General features: G+C 43.8%; 12 protein-coding genes. 2 read left to right on the top strand and 10 right to left on the bottom strand.

Annotated features, from left to right (window positions below; translation table 11 throughout):
• Positions 1-168: 168 nt before the first annotated feature.
• The 8 genes from recD to rmuC all read right to left on the bottom strand — a co-directional run bounded on the left by recD (position 169) and on the right by rmuC (position 18,081).
• Entirely contained in the window at positions 169-2,217 is a 2,049-nt protein-coding gene (gene recD / locus H5181_RS11395) for an exodeoxyribonuclease V subunit alpha (protein ID WP_182751057.1), read from the bottom strand.
• On the bottom strand, positions 2,211-6,044 hold the full coding sequence (locus H5181_RS11390; RefSeq protein ID WP_182751056.1) for a UvrD-helicase domain-containing protein: 3,834 nt from the start codon (positions 6,042-6,044) through the stop codon (positions 2,211-2,213). Before H5181_RS11390 ends, recD begins: the two co-directional genes overlap by 7 nt.
• The gene (gene recC / locus H5181_RS11385) at positions 6,044-9,853 is read right to left on the bottom strand and encodes an exodeoxyribonuclease V subunit gamma (protein ID WP_182751055.1); all 3,810 of its coding nucleotides are present in this window, start codon (positions 9,851-9,853) and stop codon (positions 6,044-6,046) included. Before recC ends, H5181_RS11390 begins: the two co-directional genes overlap by 1 nt.
• Positions 9,854-9,956: 103 nt before the next feature.
• Positions 9,957-12,014, bottom strand: coding sequence for a DUF3488 and transglutaminase-like domain-containing protein (locus tag H5181_RS11380; RefSeq protein ID WP_182751054.1), 2,058 nt, complete (start codon positions 12,012-12,014; stop codon positions 9,957-9,959).
• Positions 12,011-13,129: a DUF58 domain-containing protein gene (locus H5181_RS11375; protein ID WP_182751053.1), complete on the bottom strand. Its 1,119-nt coding sequence runs from the start codon at positions 13,127-13,129 to the stop codon at positions 12,011-12,013. The genes H5181_RS11380 and H5181_RS11375 overlap by 4 nt, the downstream gene beginning before the upstream one ends.
• 12 nt (positions 13,130-13,141) lie before the next feature.
• Positions 13,142-14,053 carry a MoxR family ATPase gene (locus H5181_RS11370; RefSeq protein ID WP_182751052.1) on the bottom strand — a complete coding sequence of 304 codons (912 nt, stop codon included), beginning with the start codon at positions 14,051-14,053 and terminating at the stop codon, positions 13,142-13,144.
• 446 nt (positions 14,054-14,499) lie between these two features.
• Positions 14,500-16,428 (bottom strand): transglycosylase SLT domain-containing protein, encoded by a 1,929-nt coding sequence (locus H5181_RS11365; protein WP_011637981.1) that lies wholly within the window; start codon positions 16,426-16,428, stop codon positions 14,500-14,502.
• Positions 16,429-16,584: 156 nt separating this feature from the next.
• The gene (gene rmuC / locus H5181_RS11360; protein ID WP_011637980.1) at positions 16,585-18,081 is read right to left on the bottom strand and encodes a DNA recombination protein RmuC; all 1,497 of its coding nucleotides are present in this window, start codon (positions 18,079-18,081) and stop codon (positions 16,585-16,587) included.
• Between the two features lie 307 nt (positions 18,082-18,388).
• Here rmuC and msrP point away from each other — a divergent pair, with 307 nt between their 5' ends.
• Both msrP and msrQ read left to right on the top strand, forming a co-directional pair.
• Positions 18,389-19,426 carry a protein-methionine-sulfoxide reductase catalytic subunit MsrP gene (gene msrP / locus H5181_RS11355; protein ID WP_011637979.1) on the top strand — a complete coding sequence of 346 codons (1,038 nt, stop codon included), beginning with the start codon at positions 18,389-18,391 and terminating at the stop codon, positions 19,424-19,426.
• Positions 19,426-20,031 carry a protein-methionine-sulfoxide reductase heme-binding subunit MsrQ gene (gene msrQ / locus H5181_RS11350; RefSeq protein ID WP_182751051.1) on the top strand — a complete coding sequence of 202 codons (606 nt, stop codon included), beginning with the start codon at positions 19,426-19,428 and terminating at the stop codon, positions 20,029-20,031. The genes msrP and msrQ overlap by 1 nt, the downstream gene beginning before the upstream one ends.
• A gap of 12 nt (positions 20,032-20,043) precedes the next feature.
• On the opposite strand, the gene H5181_RS11345 is transcribed toward msrQ, so the two are convergent.
• Positions 20,044-20,373 carry a hypothetical protein gene (locus tag H5181_RS11345; protein WP_102037716.1) on the bottom strand — a complete coding sequence of 110 codons (330 nt, stop codon included), beginning with the start codon at positions 20,371-20,373 and terminating at the stop codon, positions 20,044-20,046.
• A gap of 240 nt (positions 20,374-20,613) precedes the next feature.
• Entirely contained in the window at positions 20,614-20,787 is a 174-nt protein-coding gene (locus H5181_RS11340) for a DUF6435 family protein (protein ID WP_011637976.1), read from the bottom strand.
• Between the last annotated feature and the right edge of the window lie 275 nt (positions 20,788-21,062).

Raw genomic sequence — 21,062 nt, 5'->3', positions numbered from 1 at the left:
TAAGCTCACATGGAAGTGCTTGCCGCGTCTCGCTTAATCATCGGCATTATGAGTTTCCCGTGTTCATCAATATTATGTCGTCATTATCTGTTTGTTATTGAGCACTTGCTTACCCTGAAATAGCGCTCACTACTATCTCTACAATCAGCTCTACAATAAGCCACTCAATCAGCCCCACAATCTCCAAGCCAAGCCCGATGCTCGTGATGTCGCTTGTTTGCTGGCTTTTTCAAATATCATTGCCGTGCCTAAACAATAAAAATGGTTTTTAGCGCGGGTGATGGCGGTGTAAAGCAGTTCTTTACTGAGTAGTTGCCATTGGGCGGAGCTGGGTTTATGTGGCAATACAAAGCTGACTTTATCAAACTCGCTGCCTTGGCTTTTATGTACTGTCATGGCGTAGCAAGTGTCGTGGCTTGGTAAGCGTGCGGGTAATACTTTAAGCAGGTTGCCATCGGCCATAACAAAGTGGGCCATTAAACGGCTTGGCTTAGTGCTGTCTTGCAAGATTAAACCAATGTCGCCATTAAATAAGCCTAAGTTGTAATCGTTACTTTGAATAATGATCGGTCGGCCTAAATAGAACTCATTTTGAGGATTAATCAGTTTGGCGTGTTTAAGGCTGTCGGTGATGGCGATATTCATGCCCTCAACCCCAAATTCACCTGCTCGCATGGCACACAAGACTCGATATTGGTTAAAGCTGTCGATGATGGTTTGTTCAGAATTCGGTAGTGTTATGGCGCTGTCTTGTCGATCCGCTTGATCGATAATGGCCTGTTGATTCTGTAGTACCAAATTATGGTACTCACCATAAGCGTTTACCGATAATGCCAGTAACGCTTGTTTACCTGTGTTATCTCCCTGGGCATTATGCTGATGTTCAAACCAATTCAATTCGGCATGATCATGTTGCCATACTTGACGAATCGCATTCACATTTGATTGATTAACCGCATTGGCTAATAACCCAATACCTGCATCGCCTTTAAAACGATGGCTGTGCATCAACATACACAAACTGTCACCAATTTTAGGTTGTTGATGAATAAACTGACTGACATCTTGTTGGGTTAATTGCTCAATGAGCTTTGCCTGTGCTGCGCTGTAACGCATTGACCATGGTGATGCCTGTTGCGGGTTGGCTTGTTTTAAGCCAACACAAATATCCGCTAGCACTGCGCCAGCTTCTACTGATGCGAGTTGATCTTGGTCGCCTAACAATATTAAGCGGCCATGAGACGGTAGGGCGCTGAGTAATTTGTACATCATGGGTAAGTCGACCATCGATGCTTCATCGACCACCAGTAAATCTAAGCGCAACGGATTATCCTGATGGTGCCTAAATTGATATGAGTTTGGGATAACCCCCAATAATCGATGCAATGTTGAGGCATCTTCTGGTATTTGTTTTAGCGAATCTGTTAATACTTTCGCCACTGCTGGGTCGCTGACTTGGGTTAGCTCTTGCAGTAAACGATGTTTAGACGCCTTGATCGACTCACTCAGCCTTGCTGCAGCTTTACCTGTGGGCGCGACTAAACGGATTGTTAGTAGCGATTGGGTTAACAGTAACAATAATAGTTTAGTTACTGTGGTGGTTTTACCGGTTCCTGGGCCACCAGTGATCACCGCTAATGCTTTGGCTAAGGCCGTTGCTGTAGCGATTTTTTGCCAATTAAACTGGCTGCTATTGCTGTCTTCTGCGGTAAATAAACATTCAATGAGTTGCGGCAGATTACTGTTAGCTAGGTCGATTTCAATTTGTTGATTGGCTAATTGGGTCAACTTAGCCGCCACTTGAGTTTCAAAGAAGTGGTACTTATTTAAATATAAGCGTCCATGTTCAAAGATCATCGGTTTGTTGTCACCGGGCTGGCCGACGGCATCAAATAGCGCGATTTGTTCAATCAATTGTTGATGGTTAAGCTCAATCCGACAATTGATTTCAGCGTTGCCACGGTTGTCTTCTGCCATGGGGTTGGCTAAATCAATTTGCTCGATGACTAAACAACTGTGCTGATTAGACAATTGCTGGCTGAGCATGGCGCAAACAAGCAAGAACAGTTGCGGCTGTTGTTCGCTAATTGCGGGATCGTTATTGATGGTTTCAATATTGGCCAGCTCTAAAGCAAAATGACGATCGAGTGCGGTAATGAGCCGCTGTTCTTGCCAAAGATGTAATAACTCAGTGATTGGGTGGGTGAGTATTAGCATGATGACGTCTCCGGCGCACGATTGTCTGTATGACCTGAAAATAAGCGGTCGAGTTGTTCGATTAACGCTTGCGGTGGTTTGTCATAAAATACCCCAGCGCCAGGATGATCAGGATGCATGCCGCGTAAAAACAGGTAATAGCAGCCGCCAATATGTTGCTGATAATTGTAGTTTGGTAATCTAAGCGATAAGTAACGATGCAATGCCAAGGTATACAAGATGTATTGTAAATTATAACGATGAGCATCAATGGCTTTAGCCATGGCTGAGTGAGTGTAGTCGCTATAGTTATCGCTCAAATGGTTGGACTTATAATCGGCAATGTAAAATTGGCCTTGGTGCTCAAAGGTTAAATCGATAAAGCCTTTTAACATGCCTTTTAAGGTATCAAAGTCGAGTCCGGCGACATAACCGTGCTGCTGCAAAATATGATTTAATTGCGATGCTTGTAAGGTTGAAATTGGTAGATAAAACTCCATTTCGACCATTTTTTGCTTCATGCCTAATTGGCTTAATGTCAGTGATGTGTCTTCTGACGAAGGCTCGATAAACAGCGGCGCGGCCAATATTTGCTGATACCAGTCCATTAGCGGCTGTTGCCATAGGGCTGCGTCAAACCCATATTGTTTCATGGCTTTCGTTAGCGCTGGTGTCAGCTCGGTGTCTGCTTGGGTAAAATCAAAGAGTTCTAACACTAAATGCATAAAACTACCGGCATTGGCGCCGCGTTCAAAGGTAAATCGATCAAGTTCTGGTTCGCTGGTGAGTTCATCTTGTAACTGTAATTGGATTAACTCATCGGTGAAGTCTTCATCGTCGGCACCGGGTGCCACTCTCTCGTGAGGCAGATGTTTCACTAAGCCAGAATAACTGCCCACACGCCATGCAAGGCTCTGTACACGAGTGACTTTTTTGGCCGCTAGCGGGTCATTATTGTCGTGGATATCAGCGAGCACTGAATCGTCAATATTGTTGCCTAAGCATTCCATACTCATTGCCGGCAAGGTGGCAATTGCATTCACTTTGGCTTGAATAAGAGCAAAGTCAGTTTTCTTGTCGGTAATACCCAACAGATAACCAATACCTGTTTCATGTAATTGGCTGCTGATCCCTGCTTTTAACTGACGGCTTTGGTTGGCAATATACAAATAACACACGTAAACCGGCCGTGTTAACGCCACATACAGTAGGCGTAAATCTTCAGCGAGGGTTTCTTGTTTAAGTTGTTCCCAGCCTTCGTCGGTGGCGTCGATATCCCAAATGAGCTGCTCATTTTTATGGTACATCATCGGCGCAGGGCGTTTTTTATTACCACGGGCTAAGCTGACAAACGGCACAAAACAGACCGGATATTCTAAGCCCTTACTTTTATGAATAGTGACAATTTGCACCAAGTTCTGTTCGCTTTCTAAGCGCAGTTGCTGCTCATCACCGCCATTGTTACCAATCAGTTGTTGCTCGTACCAATTGATAAGGGCGCTGCTACCATCTAGCTCAGTGGCCTTTTGCTGCAGTAATTCGGCTAAATGCCTAAAGTCGGTTAAGCGTCTTTCGCCAGAGGCTTTAAGATCTGCTGCGTTGTCGTCATCAGCATCAATAAAGCTATTGTCACTATTGCTGCTATAAGTACTGTCATTATTGATGTCAGCCGTGACAGATTGCGACAGATAACGATGGATCAGTTTTGTTTCGCTGGCAAAGTTAAGCAGCGCAGGCATAACGCCGCGTTGTTGCCACAACTGATGCCAATGAGTGAATTGATCTAATACCTGTTGGCGTTGTTCTTCATCTTGGTTAAATTGATGGATCCGTTGGGCATTAAAACCAACAAGCTCAGTGGCCAGTGCGGCGCGGATAGCCCGCTCATTTTTAGGCGTGGCTAAGGCATACAATATAATCGCCATTTCACGGGCTTCAATGGTGTTAAACACACTGTCTCGGCTTAAAAATACTGCACCAATTTTACGTGCTGATAATGCCGCTTTCATCACGGCGGCTTCATTACGATCGCGCACCAATATGGCAATGTCTTTGGCAATGAGCGGTTTAGCTTCTTGCTCAAGGCTGGTATTAACTTTACATAATCCCTGTTGCGCCTCGGTGAGTAAGCGCTTTATTTCACTGGCAGCATCAGCGGCTAGGCGTTGTCTTGCGGTAGTTTTGTTTAAGCCATTAACATCGTCTTCGGCTAATAAGCGGATCCGCAACGCCGCCGGATTGGTTGTGGCTTCACTCAGGTGTTTATTGGCTGCCGATGATGGGGTTTTAACAATATCATAGGGGATAGCTTGGCTAATAAACGGATCTTGGTGTTGGCTAAATAGCTGATTAACGCCATTGACTAACTGAGTGGAGGAGCGGTAATTGGTGTCAAGATTATAATGAGCCTGTGTTTGTTGGCGCGCGGCAATATAAGTGTAAATATCGGCACCACGGAAAGCATAAATAGCCTGTTTAGGATCGCCAATCATTAATAAACTTAAGCGACCCTTGTTAGCGTCATCATCGTTGTTGTCATTACTAATGTTGTCATTACTAATGTCGTCATTACTTTTACTGTCATCATTTGGGCTGTGCACAGTGGTATCTGCGGCTAAGTCCAGCTGTGATGCTAGCGGCTGTTGATACACCTGATTAAAAATGGTGAATTGTAGTGGATCGGTGTCTTGGAATTCATCAATTAATGCTACTGGAAAACGCTTAGCAATGGCATGGGCTAGGGTGATTGGGTTTTGGCTGAGCGCCATGGCTAAGCTGAGCAATAGGTCATCGGGTGTCATTAAATTGCGTTGCTGTTTTTGGCCCGCAAAGCGTTGGCGAATTCCCTCTCGGGCGCGCACTAAAAATGACGGAATAAGCTGATTAATCAACTCAAGTAAGCGTTCAATATGATCAAGTAACGGCGCTTCATCCGCACTGGGGATAACGCCACCTTTATTGAGTTTAAGCTCTGATAATGCCAATTGCTCCAGCGCTTTTATTGGCGGTAAACCTTGGCCAAATTTTACCCAGTTACTAATGCTATCAAACAGTTGGCTAAGTTTAGGGTAACCGTCGGCGCCTTTACCAAAACGTTGACCGTTTAATGGCAGCGATTGCAATAATTCAAGGGTGCTGTCGTGCAGGCTTTGCCACAATAAAGTAAAGCGGCTGATGCTTTGGCTTAGCTGTTGTTGTAGGGTTTCAAAAGCCAGTGGCTGCTTTGACAATACCGCTTGGCTTGCACCTAATAACGGTCGCAGCTTTTGCGCTAACACGTCAGGTTCGGCAAACACATCACTGATAGCTTGGGCTAAAAAGGGCGGTAATGGATAACACACTTCACGCCAGAAATCGCGCACCGCATGGTGTAAAAATTCACTGTCGTCGAGGGTAAATTCGGACTCAAATATCAATGACGACTCAAATGCCATGTCTGACAACACGCGTTGGCAAAAGGCGTGAATGGTAAAAATGGCCGCTTCATCTAACGACTTTAATGCTAAGTCCAAGCGTCTTAACGCAATAGGACGTTCATCTTCCGAGGTGTCTTGGTAAAGCTGTTCAATAAACTCATCATTGACGGCTAAGCCTAAAAAGCGTTTAAACGCTAAGTTAATCCGTTTACGAATTCGGTCTCTGAGTTCTTCTGTGGCGGCGTTGGTGAAGGTAACCACCAAAATTTGCTCACAACTTAACGGTGCTTTACCACCATGGCCTAACAATAAACGTAAATACAAACCGGAAATGGTATAGGTTTTCCCTGTACCGGCACTGGCTTCAATTAAGCTTGAACCACTAAACGGTAAGGTGAGGGCATTAAGCGGTGTCACGGTAATAGCGTCCATTAATGCGCTCCTAGTTTAGCTGCGTTGGCGATGAGTTGCGCTTGAATATCGACCGCGGTGTCACTGACAAAAGTGTCTAATTCTGCCAATTTATCTTTGTGATACTGGCTTAACATGGGTTGCAGCAAATGGATGGCTAATGCACCAAACCTAGCTTCGCTAAAGTCTTCTGGGAAATGGAATAAACGCTGGTTATGTGGGTCGTGCCCTTCGCCGAATTGGTTTTGGCCGTCATCCCATTTTTGCTGGGCTTTAAGCAGCTTTTCTTCATGGTCGCCATCGGTTTCAACATAGGCGAAAGCCGTTTTAGGCATAAAGCACAAGGGTTGAGTTTGCCCCCGAATAAAACCACTGATAAAGCGCAGGAGTTGTGCCTGCGCTTGTTCGGCAGTAATAGGTGCAAAGGCATGAAAATGGCCAATGTCGAGTAAGTAACTGAATTGATTTTTACCCATGCCTGAGGTGGACGAATTTGCCATGGCGTTGATGCATAAATGACGTAAGTACACCCGAATAAAATCTCGTCCGTGGGCAGTGCCGGGGCGGTAATTGACTAAGCCTTTAGGCAAAATATCGTCAATACGGCCGACAAGATTGACTCGCACGATGGACGAATGGGTTGTATCTGCTTGTTCTGGTAAACCCTGCACAGATAGAGCATGCGCTGGAAAATCCTGCATCGGTAAATCAAAGTTAAGATCCACATTCAGCGTGTGCATGGCTTGTTGGTCTTGTAAAAACTGCACCCGATTAATCAATGGCGATATATCGCGTAAATATTGGTTAATTAGCAAGTCGTCGAACGGCGCCATGGGCAATTCACCGCTGGTTTTGAGTTTGCTGAGTAATTCGAGGTCAGGGCTGTCGAGTTGATGTTCAATGGCATTGTCGAGCATGCGTGATTGCAATAAGTAACGTTCGAGTGCATTTAAGCTAAACGGTTCGTCATTGTCATCGGCTTGAATATCCAGTGATAAATCGACTTTTAAACTACGGTTGAAAAAGAATTGCGCTGGATTACGGTAAAAACGAATTAATGCCGACAATTCGAGTTCGACCACTTTAATGCCTTCATTATTAATGTGAGTATGGGCAAACACTTCATCTGCCTGTTCGGCCGACAAAGGTAATGCTTGCTCAAAAAAGTGATTGTTGATGGTTGCATTGGCTGGTGGCGGACACCATTGGGCATTAAAGCTATGTTGCAGCTTATTCACACTATGCGCAGATAGTGGTGTTTCTCGGAAAAGTTTAGCGTCAAAAGGCTGCAAAGGTTGTGCTTGAATAAGCTGTGCCAGTACGGTTTTATCGGCATCATCAAGGTTGATTTCTGCTTGCTGTTCAAGCTGTAGCTGTAAGGATTGCGGTAGGTAGCTGAGTTGGCAATATTCGACCAATTCAGACACTAGCATTGAGGCAATGCGCTCAGCATTATCGCGCTCACTGTGGCCAATATAACTGATGTAAAGCTGTTCTCTGGCCGACAGTAATGCTTCTAAAAATAGGTAGCGGTCGTCTAATCGGCGCGAGCGATCGCCTTTTTTAGGGCCAAAATGCGCCATTAAATCAAACCCGACAGGATGTTGAACCCGCGGGTAAACGCCGTCATTCATTCCCAGCAAGCACACAACTTTAAAGGGGATTGAGCGCATTGGCATTAAGGTACAAAAATTCACGCTACCAGCAAGGTAACGTTGGCCGACCCGAGATTCAGTTAAGCGTTGATTAAACCACTGCTTTAGGACTTCAATATCGACTTGGCCTTGATGGCCGGCGCTTTCAAGCTCAGTGTCTAGGGTGACTAATGCATCTCGAATGGCTTGAATTTGTTCTCGCTCGTCATCTGTGGTGTCGTAGCAATCGGCGAGTAGTTGTTGTAATTGTTCAAGGCGCTCTGCGGTGCTGTAGTCATTGGCAAATAAGTTGAAATAGGTGTCGATGGTTTCTAAAAAATTGAGCAACTTACCTAATGCCTGTGATGACTGACCTTCAATGCCTTGCACCATTAAAGTATCGCGATAAATATCGGCATCGTCGTTAAAAGCGTAGCCTAGGATTAAACGCTTAATGCCAAATGCCCATGAGTTTTGCGTAAAAGGCTGCACACCTAGTTGGCTACGAGTTTGCTCACTGCGGCCCCAACGGACATTCGCATCGTCTAGCCAGCGGCGGATTAATGACAATTCGTCATCATCGAGTTGGAAGCGACGCAAAATAGCAGGCACTTCTAAAATACCGATAATATCAGTGAGTCCAAAGCGACTTTGATTGATATTTAGCAGGCTTAAAAAACTATTAATCAGCGGCGACTCTTGCGCTGCGCCCCTGTCGGCAATGGCGTAGGGAATGTAGTAATCGCCTTTTTGCGGATTTTTGTCGGCAAAATACTGACTGTTGGCGGTGCCAAATACCGCATCAATATACGGCGCATACGCTGCGACATCGGGCATCATGATCACGATGTCTTTAGGGCTTAAGTCGCTGTTGTTTGATAACAATTCTAAAAGGTGATCGTGTAAGGTTTCAACTTCACGCAAGGCACTGTGGCAACTGCGTAAGGTAATTGAGTCATCACTTGGCAATAAGGTGCGGCGGGCATGAATGTCTTGATACAAACTGGCGTTTGGCCCTAATGGCTGGCCGAGTGTTTCCATTTGTAAGATATCGTATTGCACCCCGTGCAGCAGATTATTCGGCTCAGGCTCAACATAACAGTCGTAACCAAAATCGGTGTGTTCTGGCGGCAGAGACAGTAATAAATCCAGCAGTTCGCGGCCCATTTGACCATTATTGGCCAGTATAGGGTTACCCACTTCGAGCTTGTCTTCCCAGTCTTGGTCGAGTTGTTTTTTATTGGCATATTGCAGTGCCATGCGGGCGCGGGTTTTCGGCTCAATAATATCGCCCCAATAATGCTGGCAAGGGCTGAGAGATAACATAATGACATCAATTCGACTGGCTAAATGGTACAGCACATCGAGGGTTTGTGGCGGCATGGATGAAATACCAAACACGTATAACCGCGCGGGCAACATCGATAAATCGGTATCTGGATTAGCCAGGGTTGCAATTAAATCAGCATGTAAATTGGCGCGATGATAATGGCTGGCGTGCAAATGATGTTGGTTATAATCGATTAATGCTCGCCACAGGATCGGTTGCCATAGCTGGTTTTCATCTAACGCCAAGCGGTTGTCTAGGCTCGATAATGGCTGGTTTTGCTCCCACGCTAAAATCCACTCAGGGCGATAAACTAAGTATTGGTCAAAAATATCGGCAATGCGGCCACACAATTGAAATAGTTTAATTGCGTCATGTGACTGATTGAGCTGCAATATGGCGTGGCTGTTTGCTGTATGAATATCGGTATCAGTTTCAATATCAGTATTAGTATTCGCGTCTACATCGGTATCAAGAATATCTGTATTAGCAATATCAGTAGTGGTATCAACTTGAGGCGATAAGTACTGTTTGAGTGGGCTAAAGTCGGGGTTATCTAGCAGACTTGGTAATAAGTCCATTAATTTCCAGGTCATTGCCGCTTTGGTAAAAGCGTTATCTTTTGGTACATCGGGCAGCAAGTCGTGGCATAACTGCCAGGTAAAACTAGAGGGTAACGGGAAAGACAATGCGGCGGCGATACCATTGTGTTTAGCAATTTCTAAACGCAGCCAAGTCGACATCCCGGGGCTTTGAACTAACACATGCTCACTGGCTAATAAACTGACGTTATCTAAACGAATAGCCAACAGTTTGGCCAGTTGTTCAGACAACACTTCCATCTGATTAGATTGAATTAAAGTAAGCATGGTCGACCCGCTAATTTGAGATTAATTCATTCTATGGACTCTGCCTTAAATCATCAATCAAAACCGTTAATAATCAGGATGATTGCTGATGTTGTGCACAAGTTCAATTGCGCAGCAGTCGCAAACGCAATCGGCGATATAACCGCTTAAAGTGTTGTTGCTGTTGCTGGGTTTGTGATTCCGACAGCGGTTGATATTTAAGTGCCACATAGGCATTGCTTAAGGCTGTAAAGTCCGCTGCCACTTGAGGGGACAGGGTACTTAAGTGGGCGTTAACTGCTGCAGCGTAATCAAACGGTGCTTGACCTTGTTGACGGGCGATACCTTTTTTCGCTAAGCGTTGGCAAACGAGTTGATAACGTTTATTAAGGGGATCTTGGTGGCGATCAACATTGAACAATCCGGCGTAATAGGCAATAACCAGTGCGATAATGATAAAGCTAACAATCATCAGTAAGGCGATTTTAGTGCTGCTAACATCACCCAATAACTTTGCTAGTACTTGCTGTTTACGTTGCTCGTCAAAACCTAATACCCACACACTCCAGTAGTAATCGACACTGGCAAACTGCTGGCGTAATTCATTTAACCATGGGTATTGTTTCATGTGCAGCGTGCTAAAAGGGCTGTCTTGTAAGTAACTGCTTTGGCTGTCAAAGGTGGCGTCAAATCCATCTAACACCCGCTGCGGTGCAATCATCGCGGTAGGGTCAAAACGCTGCCAACCTTGGCCTTCAAACCAGACTTCGGTCCACGCATGGGCCATGTATTGATAAACACTGTAATAGCCCGCTTTAGCATTATAATCGCCGCCCTGATAACCCGTTACCATACGGGTTGGTATTCCGCTAGCGCGTGCCATAAACACTAGCGCAGAGGCGTAATGAGCACAAAATCCTGCACGGTTTTCAAACAAGAAATCATCAATTTGTTGCTCGCCAACACTAGGCGGGCTCAAGGTGTAGTAATAGGCTTGTTCAGCAAAGTAATTCATCATCGCATTAATGCGCGCTTGTGGATCTGGATAATCTTTGGCGAACTGCAAACCGAGTTTTCGGGTTTTTGGATTGCTATTGGCTGGCAACGCAAGGTTTAGCTGCTGAGTATGTAAGTCGAGTTTGAGATCCATGATCGTCTCAGGATATGAGGTCACTCTATAGCTCATACGCTGATCGACAGGCCTTAACGAATATAAGCGATAATCTGCTAATTCAACCACTTGATCATTGCTACTAAACGCTTCATCTAAGCCATATAGCCATTTTTGATGACTGGGTTCGCTAATGACCACATAGTCGATTTTTTTACTGCTAGCATTAGCAACGTTGTTAGGGGCTTGGCGCATGGGCTTGTTAAAGTATGCTTGTCGCTGAATTTGTTGAATACTCGGGTCTTGACGCCAGGTTTTGCCGTCATAATTTTCCATCACCAAGGTACGCCAATATAAATCCTGGTTAGCAGGTCCTAGGGTGCTGCCATCTGGATTATCAAAACCAACTCTAAAGGCTAATTCTGCTGAACGAGTGAGTTTACTAATGTCACCAAATGACACTTCATCAGATAAACCTGTCTTGGCCGTTTTCATATTAGGCACTAACCATAGCGGCCCGAGACGTGGGAACACCACAAACAGTAATATGGCTAACGGTAGGCTTTGTAATATTATTTTAAGACTAAAACTGAGGTTAGCGACTTTGTTTGATTTGTCTTGATAAACACTGATTAACACGCCGGTATTGAGCACCGCTACGGCCAATAAGTGCAGGGTATTAAGCATGCTTTGTTGATCAAGCAAGGTTAGGCCGATAAGGAAATAGCCGACTAGCACAATGGCTTTAACATCTCTAAGTTCGCGCATTTCAATGTACTTTAGCGCGTAACCTAATATTAATAAGTTAACTAATGCATTGAGCAAACCTATTTGGCTCGACACTAAGGCGAGGGTGGTTGCGGCGCCAATGGCCAAAGTGGTCACCAATAGTTTAGGTGGCGCTGCTACTTTGCCAAGGAAGATACCCAGGCGCCAAACAAAGCAAATCGCACAAATGCCAATGCTCCATAAGGTGGCTTGTTGATGCAAAGGGCTCAGAATGGCGACATTGGTGATTAATAACCAAAACAAGGTATTACGGCTAATGATGGCATCAAAGTTATCGGTCATGATGGTTCACCCACGGATGATTTTGCCACATTACTGGGATTAAAATCGGGATTCATATTTGTGGGAGCATGATAAGTTGCAATAGCGGTATGACAAGCCACGCGATGGGCTTCGCCTGTTTGCTGATTGATAATATGGTCATCCAGAATTAAGCCAAATATTTGCTGAGTTTGGCTTAACTTATCGACTTGCCATGCGAGTTTACTGAGCCGGTGTTCAATATCATTGCCTGATGTATTGGCCAAGGTTAACCAAACGGGTAATCCTTCTGGTTCAGCAAACTCTTTGGATAACATGCCTTTATCCTGAGCCCATTGCTTCCACGCCACTTGTTTAAGTGATTCACCGGGAATATAGCTGCGTAAGCCTTTGTAGTCGTCAACACCTGGGCGTAATTTACCGTGTTCATAGTGGTTATCATTGTCGCTGATGTGGCTTGCCAGTTCGATATCACACATTTCAGGTTTAGCGAAAATAACATGATGTATGTCTAAGTCGACATAGGACCATGCGCGGCATAATCCTAACGGAAAGTAGGATGAAACTTTGATCCGCCCAGGGTTTAGTTTGCCACGCTTAGGCTGTTCAAACGGCACAATCGCAATGGTTTGCTCGTGCATTTGTTTAACGCGAACATGGCGCTGATAACTAAATTGCAAACAAATCTGCTGGTGGGTGGTGTCGGGATTATTTTGTCGAGTATGGCCGGTTAACATGATGGGAAATGGCATGCTGTCTTCGGCATAACCTTGCGGTGGCGTGACGGCATTAAATGTTAACCCGGCGAGGTTTTTATAGCTGTATATTATGCAGGTATGGAACACACTGGCGAGTAATAAACTTAAGCCTATCACTAAGTTATTTTGATAATTGGTGCCAAATAAATACAGTAAAACGATCAACCCAATCCACACTAATCCAAAACCACTGGGGAGAATAAAAATACCTTTGTGGCTGAGGGTAATTTGCTTTTGTGGTGGCAGGCGCTTACTTATCCACCTTGACCAGCGTTGGGTTAACGATGCTGGAATTAACCGACGTAACCGAGACGGCTTAATAGCGCCATTGGCATAGGTTGCTGAAGAGTGCTTGTTTGCTGTCGTCGATTTAGCCATGTGCCTGCGCCGTTAACGTATTGGGTTGACGCTGGCGAGAATAGTGTCAGACAACGCTTGGCCTTGGAATTGACTGCTACTGCGAATGCGGTGTTCGGCAACCGAGGCAAATACTGCTTGAATATCTTCGGGTACCACGTACTGACGTTGGTTGATAAAAGCCCATGCTTTGGCTGCTTGTAGCAAAGCAATACTGGCTCGAGGCGATAACCCGTTAGCGACATTGTGTTGCCGAGAAAAATCAACCAAGGCAATTAAATAATTCAGTACCGCATCCGATGCAGACACTTGCGACACTTGTTGTTGCAGTAGCATTAGTTCTTGCGGCGTTAAGCATTGTGACAATGATGCTGGTTTATTTGCTTGAGTGCGCGACTTTAACATGGCTAACTCGGCTTCTGCGCTGGGATATCCGATGGAAATCCGCATCATAAATCGATCGAGTTGCGATTCTGGCAACGGGAAGGTACCAGCTTGATCAACCGGATTTTGGGTGGCAATAACAAAAAATGGTGAACTCAGCGGGTGGGTGATGCCATCGATAGTAATTTGTTGTTCAGCCATGGCTTCAAGCAAAGCACTTTGGGTTTTGGGGCTGGCGCGGTTAATTTCATCTGCCAACAACATTTGATTAAACACTGGGCCTTTATGAAAGATAAATTGTTGCTGTTCTTTGCTGTAAATGGATACCCCAAGAATGTCCGCTGGTAGCATGTCGCTGGTAAACTGGATCCGCTGGTAACTCATGCCTAAACTGCTGGCAATACCTTGAGACAAACTGGTTTTGCCCATGCCGGGTAAATCTTCAATCAGTAAATGACCTTTGGCGAGGATACAAGCGACGGCAAGTTTTATCTGCTCAGGTTTACCGAGCAAAACTTGGCTTAGTTGGTTAAGTAATGTTTGAATAGTTGATTGCGACACGAAAACTCCAACTGTTGGTAATAAACCGTTGTGGGTTTATTGTAAATGACGGTTTGTAGTGATGGTTTGTCGTTTTATTCTAGCGCTCTTTCTCGCTATGGTTACTCGCTATGGTTACTCGCTTACTCGCTATGATTTCTAGCTATGGTTTAGCGCTTCGGTTTCTCACTTTGGTATATTGCCACGATTGCTCATTATCTGATCCAAATCGCTTACTGCATTTACCCGCAAGTGATTTGCAACATTCAGCGAGCCTGTAACATATTTAAAGCATACGTTATCTTGCTGACGGGTGTGAAACAAAATACACCGCCACAGAGTGGCGGCTATTGTGAATAAAAACGAATAAAAACGAATAAAAACGAATACGAACTAATAAAAACTAACAACTGCAAACAACTACAAACAACTACAAACAACTTACAGCTAACAACGGCGACTAGCGGTTAATAAAGGTAGCTGAGCTCTTTTGCACTAAACATACCTTCATTTAATGATTTTTGTTGTTGGAATATCATTCGGTAACTTAGTACTGCTTGAACATATTCGCGAGTTTCAGTGTAAGGAATCGTTTCAATAAAACTCATTACATCTAAGCTGCCATTAGACTGTCTTAACCAGCGCCTAACACTACCAGGACCGGCATTATACGCTGCTGTTGCTAACACGCGGTTTTGACCAAACTGCTTAAGTAATTCACTGTAATAGGCACTGCCTAACATAATGTTCACTTTCGGGTCGTACAGGTCTTTTACGTTATTAAAAGGTATTTTGTTCTTTTTGGCGGTTTGTTTGGCTGTAGCGGGCATCAATTGCATTAAGCCTCTAGCCCCCACACCAGAGGTGGCATACAGATAAAACGCACTTTCTCGACGAGAAATAGCGCGGATTTCATCAATGTCTACCGAAAACTTTTTACTGGCTTTGAGGAACTCATCGTTAGCCGCTTCAGGAAAACGCAGTGCTATTGAATCCCATAACTTACCTTGAATACTGGATTCAACACTAAATGCATGCCAGCCATTTTTTAAAGCTAATAGACCATATTGAGCGGTCATTTCACTGTTGTGGCGGCGCATTAAATACAGCCATTCGTTACGAGCATCAATTTGCTTATCTAAGGCCATTAATTCCACAACGCGCGCTAAACCAGGGTCTTGGTTTAATGTTGCTTGCAGCTCAGGATTAGGGGTTAAATTGTCGTCGTTCATCGCCAGAGGTTTGCCTAATGCTTCAGCCGCATTAAAACCGTAAAAATTACGCTCGCCACTTAAGGTCGACTGTAATTGCGTCGCGCGGTTTTTGTCATGACGAGAGGTCATTTTAGCTTGCCAATATTGCCAGCGAGAATCAGCTTTACCTTGATCGCTCAATAACGCTAAATACTTTTCTACCGTGCTGAAATCTTGTTCACGAATAGCCCAACGTAGGCGCATTTCGTACAAATCATCAGATTTTAGTAATGGCAGCATGGTATCAATATGCGCCACCAATTTATCGTCTTGCTTAATCAGCGCTCGGCGGACTAAATAGCGATTGAGCTGGCGCGCTTCAAGATCGCTGAAACGGTTGGCCTTTTGATATTTAACATACAATTTAATCGCTTGATGTAAATCCTTTTGCGCTAGCTTACGTAAGCCTGCATCAACAATATCACCCACTATGGGTTTAGAGCTGGAAAACTTGTTCATGTGACGCAAAATATTAGGATCGCGATACACCGACAATAGTAGTTTGGCTTCATTATTGTGTTGGGTAACTTTTTGCGATAAATAACTCAGCAAACTGGATTGCCTAGCATTAAAACTGAGCAACATCCGCGCCCAAATGAGCTCTTGGGTGCGATAGCCCGCTTTAGTCCATTGGTTTATCACCGCATCGCATTCATTGGGACGTGAATAGCCATGAACCCATAAACGTTCTATGCCTTTGTAAGCCATGGTTTCGTTACCAGCATCAAGTTGAGCTTGGTAGTAATAACACTGTAAGCGCACATCGTTAGGTGTGTCTGGCGCTATCACTAGAAAGTCTTGCCAACGTTGTTTTTTACCAGCATTGAGCAGGTAGCGATAACGCGCATTGTTGTAAAGCGGCGTGGTATCAAATTGGTTGATGGCATTGAGCGCTTTGTCGCCAGAAGATTGCACTATGCTGTCGATTTTGGCGTGGTAATCAAGGTAAACCGTTAATGGATAGTCGCCGAGTTGGTTGCGTAGGGCTTGATACTTGTCGAGCTGCTTTTTATCCAGAGCTTGGCGGGCATCAAGATAGCGTTGCTGTTGTGAAGTCAGTGCATTAGCTTGGCCAATAAAGGCCAATGATGTGCTGAATAATAATGCGCCTGTAATTAAAGTGTTCGCCCAAGTGTTACGCATTTAAATGAGAATCCCCGCCTCTGTATTTCGTTTGCTATCAGTATGTGTGTGATAAATGATTGCTAATAAGTGTTGCTGTAAATAAATCTGTTACGGCGTTGAGTGACTATTAGCCTTGTTGCTTAAATAAAGATTAATAATCACTCATTTTATCGATTAACTATTACTGGCGTGCTTTTCAACTGACTCATCAAGTGCACGATTGAGCAATTGTTTATCTAACTGCTTGCTGGTGTCGACACCTAATTGCTGCATGTAATGCGCTTGTCTAATGACATTGCCTTTACCTGAAGACAGCTTTGCCATGGCACTTTGATAGGTTTTATCTGCCGTATCTAGGGCGCGTCCGAGTTTTTCCATGTCTTCAAGATAGCCGCATAATTTGTCGTAAATACGACTTGCTTGTTTGGCGATATTTTGGGCATTTTGATTTTGGTACTCATAACGCCATATATTATTGATAGTACGCAAAGCCACTAATAAATTAGTCGGACTCACCAGCATAATATTTTGCTCAAGGGCGAAATTAACCAGGCTCGGGTCGTATTCAATGGCCAGTAAAAATGCCGGCTCAATAGGAATAAACATTAGCACATAGTCCAAGCTCTTGAGGCCATGCAACTTATGATAATCTTTTTGACTAAGGCCTTTAATATGCTGCCTAATCGATAATGCATGTTCTTTTATGGCTTGGTCGCGAATGACTTTGTCTTCGCTATTAAAATAACGTTCGTAGCTGACTAGCGACATTTTGGCATCGATTACTACGTCTTTTTGCTCGGGTAAATGCACGATAACATCGGGCTTAAAACGTTTGCCGTTATCGTCTTTTAAATCTTGTTGGGTTTGGTACTCATGGCCTTCGCGTAAACCACTTTCTTGTAGTACGCGCTCTAAAATAACTTCGCCCCAATTACCTTGTTGCTTGTTGTCACCTTTAAGTGCTTTGGTGAGGTTAATGGCGTCTTGGCTCATTTTTAAGTTGAGATCGCGCAAATTATCTAACTGGTGTTTCAACGCGCTTCGTTCAGATTGCTCATGAGTATACGACTCTTGAATTTGACGTCTGAAACCTTCTAATTGTTGTTTCAGCGGCCCGAGAACGCCGTCTATTTGCGAGACATTTTGTTGTTTAAAGCTTTCACTGCGTTCTTCAAAAATCCGATTAGCAAGGTTTTCAAATTGCAGTTTAAGGCGTTCTTCAGCAGACTCGAGTAGCACTATTTTATCTTGTAATGACTTTTGCTCGGTTTCTGCTTTTACTAAAATGGTTTGTTGCACCGCGTTTGACTTGGCTAAGTTGAGCTGCGATTCCATTAAACGATGTTGGGTGTCGACCATTTGTTGTTCGACGAGGTTAACCCGATCCGCTTTAGTTTCTGCGCTAGAAAGTTGGGCAATCAAATCTTCTATTTTACTTTGCAGATGATTACTGTGATCGATTTTATCATCGAGATTATCTTGTAATCTCGACATTTCAATTTGAACTTCGTTGAGCTGTTGAAGTGTTTGTTGTTCATGTTGCAGTTTAAGCTGCTCCCATCGTTTACGAGTTAATCGTTGATTGATTAGGGCGCCAATTAAAAAGGCAACAAACGCGACAGCAATCACAGCTGCAATTTGAGGAGGAGTTAACGACACTGCAAAAGGCATAACAAAAACCGATAGAAAATAATGGTTAAGGGTCGCACGGCTAATAAACAGCTGCAAGGGATAAAATAAGGATTTAATGAAATATTGTTGTTAATGATTAAATTTAAATCTACTCGCTATATTGGTGCGTATAGACAACTATGATGGCATGTTCAGTGTGTTATTTTATCGATAGATAAAGGTTGACGGTTTTTAAGTCTTTTAACCATCAGCTGAAATAAAAATAGCTTTTTACCTGTCTATTGAGAGACGTAAGGCAGATTATGTTAATACTTGGCTGTCGACAAATATTTTAACGAGGTGATTTATGACCGGTAAAAAACGTTTTACTCAAGGCATACAAAAACGTGCTTCTTGGCATATTCCTGATAACCAAGTTACGCCTGAGTCGGTATTTAATGATCGTCGTAATATCATTAAAGCTTTGGGGTTAGGTGCATTGGGAGCAAGTTTACCGGGTCAAGTTCAAGCTGGTATTTTTGATTTATTTGGCGAGCAAAAAGCGCAAAATCCTTTTGTAACTCAAGGCTTGCAATACGCCACCCCTGCCAAGTTTGTGTTACCTAATCCGAAAACCCCTGAAGATAAAGTGACTCGTCACAATAATTTCTATGAGTTTGGTACCAGCAAATCGGACCCAGTTGATAATGCCCAAGGGTTTAAGGTTGATCCATGGACACTAACCATCGATGGTTTAGTCGATAAACCGATTACCCTAGATTTACATGAGCTGACAACCCGTTTTGCCCTTGAAGAACGCACTTATCGCTTACGCTGTGTTGAAGCTTGGTCGATGGTGGTTCCGTGGGTCGGTTTTTCGTTAGCCAGCTTACTTAAACAAGCTGGCGTGCAAAGTAATGCTACCCACATTGCCTTTGAAACCCTGTTTGACCCAGACCAAATGCCTGGGCAAAAGAGTCGCCTAATGGGCGGCGGGATCCATTACCCGTATGTTGAGGGTTTAACGGTTGCCGAGGCCATGAATGATTTATCGTTTTTAGCCGTAGGCTTATACGGTAAAACCTTGCCGCCACAAAATGGTGCGCCAATCCGCTTAGTCGTGCCTTGGAAATATGGCTTTAAAAGTATTAAGTCTATTGTGCGTATTCGGGTGATGGATAAGCAGCCACCGACAAGCTGGAATCAATTGGCCTCAAGTGAGTATGGTTTTTACGCCAATGTAAATCCAGAAGTTGACCATCCCCGTTGGTCGCAAGCATCTGAGCGCAGTATTGGCGAAGGCGGTTTATTTTCTGCTAAACGTATTCCTACGCAAATGTTCAATGGTTATGGCGATTCAGTGGCCGATTTATACAAAAATATCGATTTGAGGAAGTTTTACTAATGCGGATAAGCCCTCGAGGTCTGTTTTGGCTAAAGGTGTTGTTGCATATTATTTTTTTGTTGCCTGCTTTTTATCTCGTGGCACTAGTGTTAACTGACAATGCGGGCGGCGATCCGGTGCAGTATATTATTCACTACACCGGCATGGGCGCGATTAATAGCCTATTAGCGACGTTGCTTATTTCACCTATCGCCAAGCGATTTAAAATAGCGGCGCTGATGCAAACTCGTCGTTTGGTGGGCTTGTATGTGTGCGCCTATGCGCTGCTGCACATCAGTGCGTTTATTAGCTTAGATTTGCTGTTTGCGTGGGGATTATTGTTTGAAGAGGTCATAAAGCGACCTTATATTTTAGTTGGCGCGGCGACCTTGATTATCATTTTGTTGCTGGCGATAACTTCTCCTAACCGGATTAAACGCAGTATGGGTAAACGCTGGCAATCATTGCACAATTGGATTTATCTGGCGGCAATATTGGCGCCTATCCACTTTTATTGGTCGGTAAAGTCTGAAATTATTGAACCTAGCATTTATATTGCGTTATTTGCGGTGTTATTGTTTTACCGCAAAGACAGTATTTATAAATGGCTGAAGCCAAAAACATAACCCTCATTATGACTAACGCCTCAATCTTTGATTGAGGCCGTTGGTAGAAAATGCCGCAAATACGGTAAAGATCATCACTGATATCATGATAATGGCCAATCTTAACCAAGGCTGTTCGAGTGCAATGCGCATATCAATGAAATTGAACGTGGTTACCGCCCACACAAATACCACGCTGATCAATAAACCCAATTTGAGCAATGTACGCACAAATGAATGTCTAATGAACATCAGCAATGGTAAACAAATGGCGATAATAGCCATTATGTGCTGATCGAATCGTAAGAAATGTGCGCCCAATAATAGGTAAGCCAAGCTAATAATGGTTACTCGCCACCACATACAAATTCTCCTCAATAACGTGCGATAACAAATGTCATCAGTAACGAGTCAATAACATCATTGCCAGTATTACTAGCGTATTAATTGACCTTGACTGACGCAGCATAACGTTAAATGGGGACCGAATCTTGATTGTGGTTCACATATTACTTAATTACATCTGCTTAGAATATTAACGGCTATCAAACCGATCTTTGTTCCGCTAACGGCATTGCGCCTTGTTAGTAAAACAAATGACCTTTATTTTACAGCTTCTAAAGCGGCAATTTTAGCCCAAACCTGTTCTGATTCTGCAGTGAGCAACGAATAGGTTTTTATATCGCCTTTACGCTGTGCTTGCATGGCTTGCTCGAGTATTAAATCATAGCTTTTACGTAATTTTTTGACTGGGTCTGGCTTTAAAAATGAAAACATTGTGTAGCCCTTCGTGATGATTAATTGCATATGGTACGAATACTGCGGGGTTTCAGCCCAATATCATTCACGCTCTTTTACACCGTGTTCCTCGTTATACAAATCTGATTACTGGGTATAAAGCGCGTTATTACTCAAAGGATATTGTGGTTTCTCTTATGGATATTGATTCATTTTCGCTATAAAAACAAATTATTACCGTGCTGGTAATGAACGGCATCGAAAGATTAGCGCTGCTAAATTATCGTTAGCGTTGTGAACTCTGAGGTTAAAAT

It is taken from the genome of Shewanella sp. SG44-2 (assembly GCF_014164215.1).
Classification (GTDB): Bacteria; Pseudomonadota; Gammaproteobacteria; order Enterobacterales; family Shewanellaceae; genus Shewanella; species Shewanella frigidimarina.
Note: the sequence above shows the minus strand (reverse complement) of the source record. Positions and strands in the feature narration are given on the sequence as shown.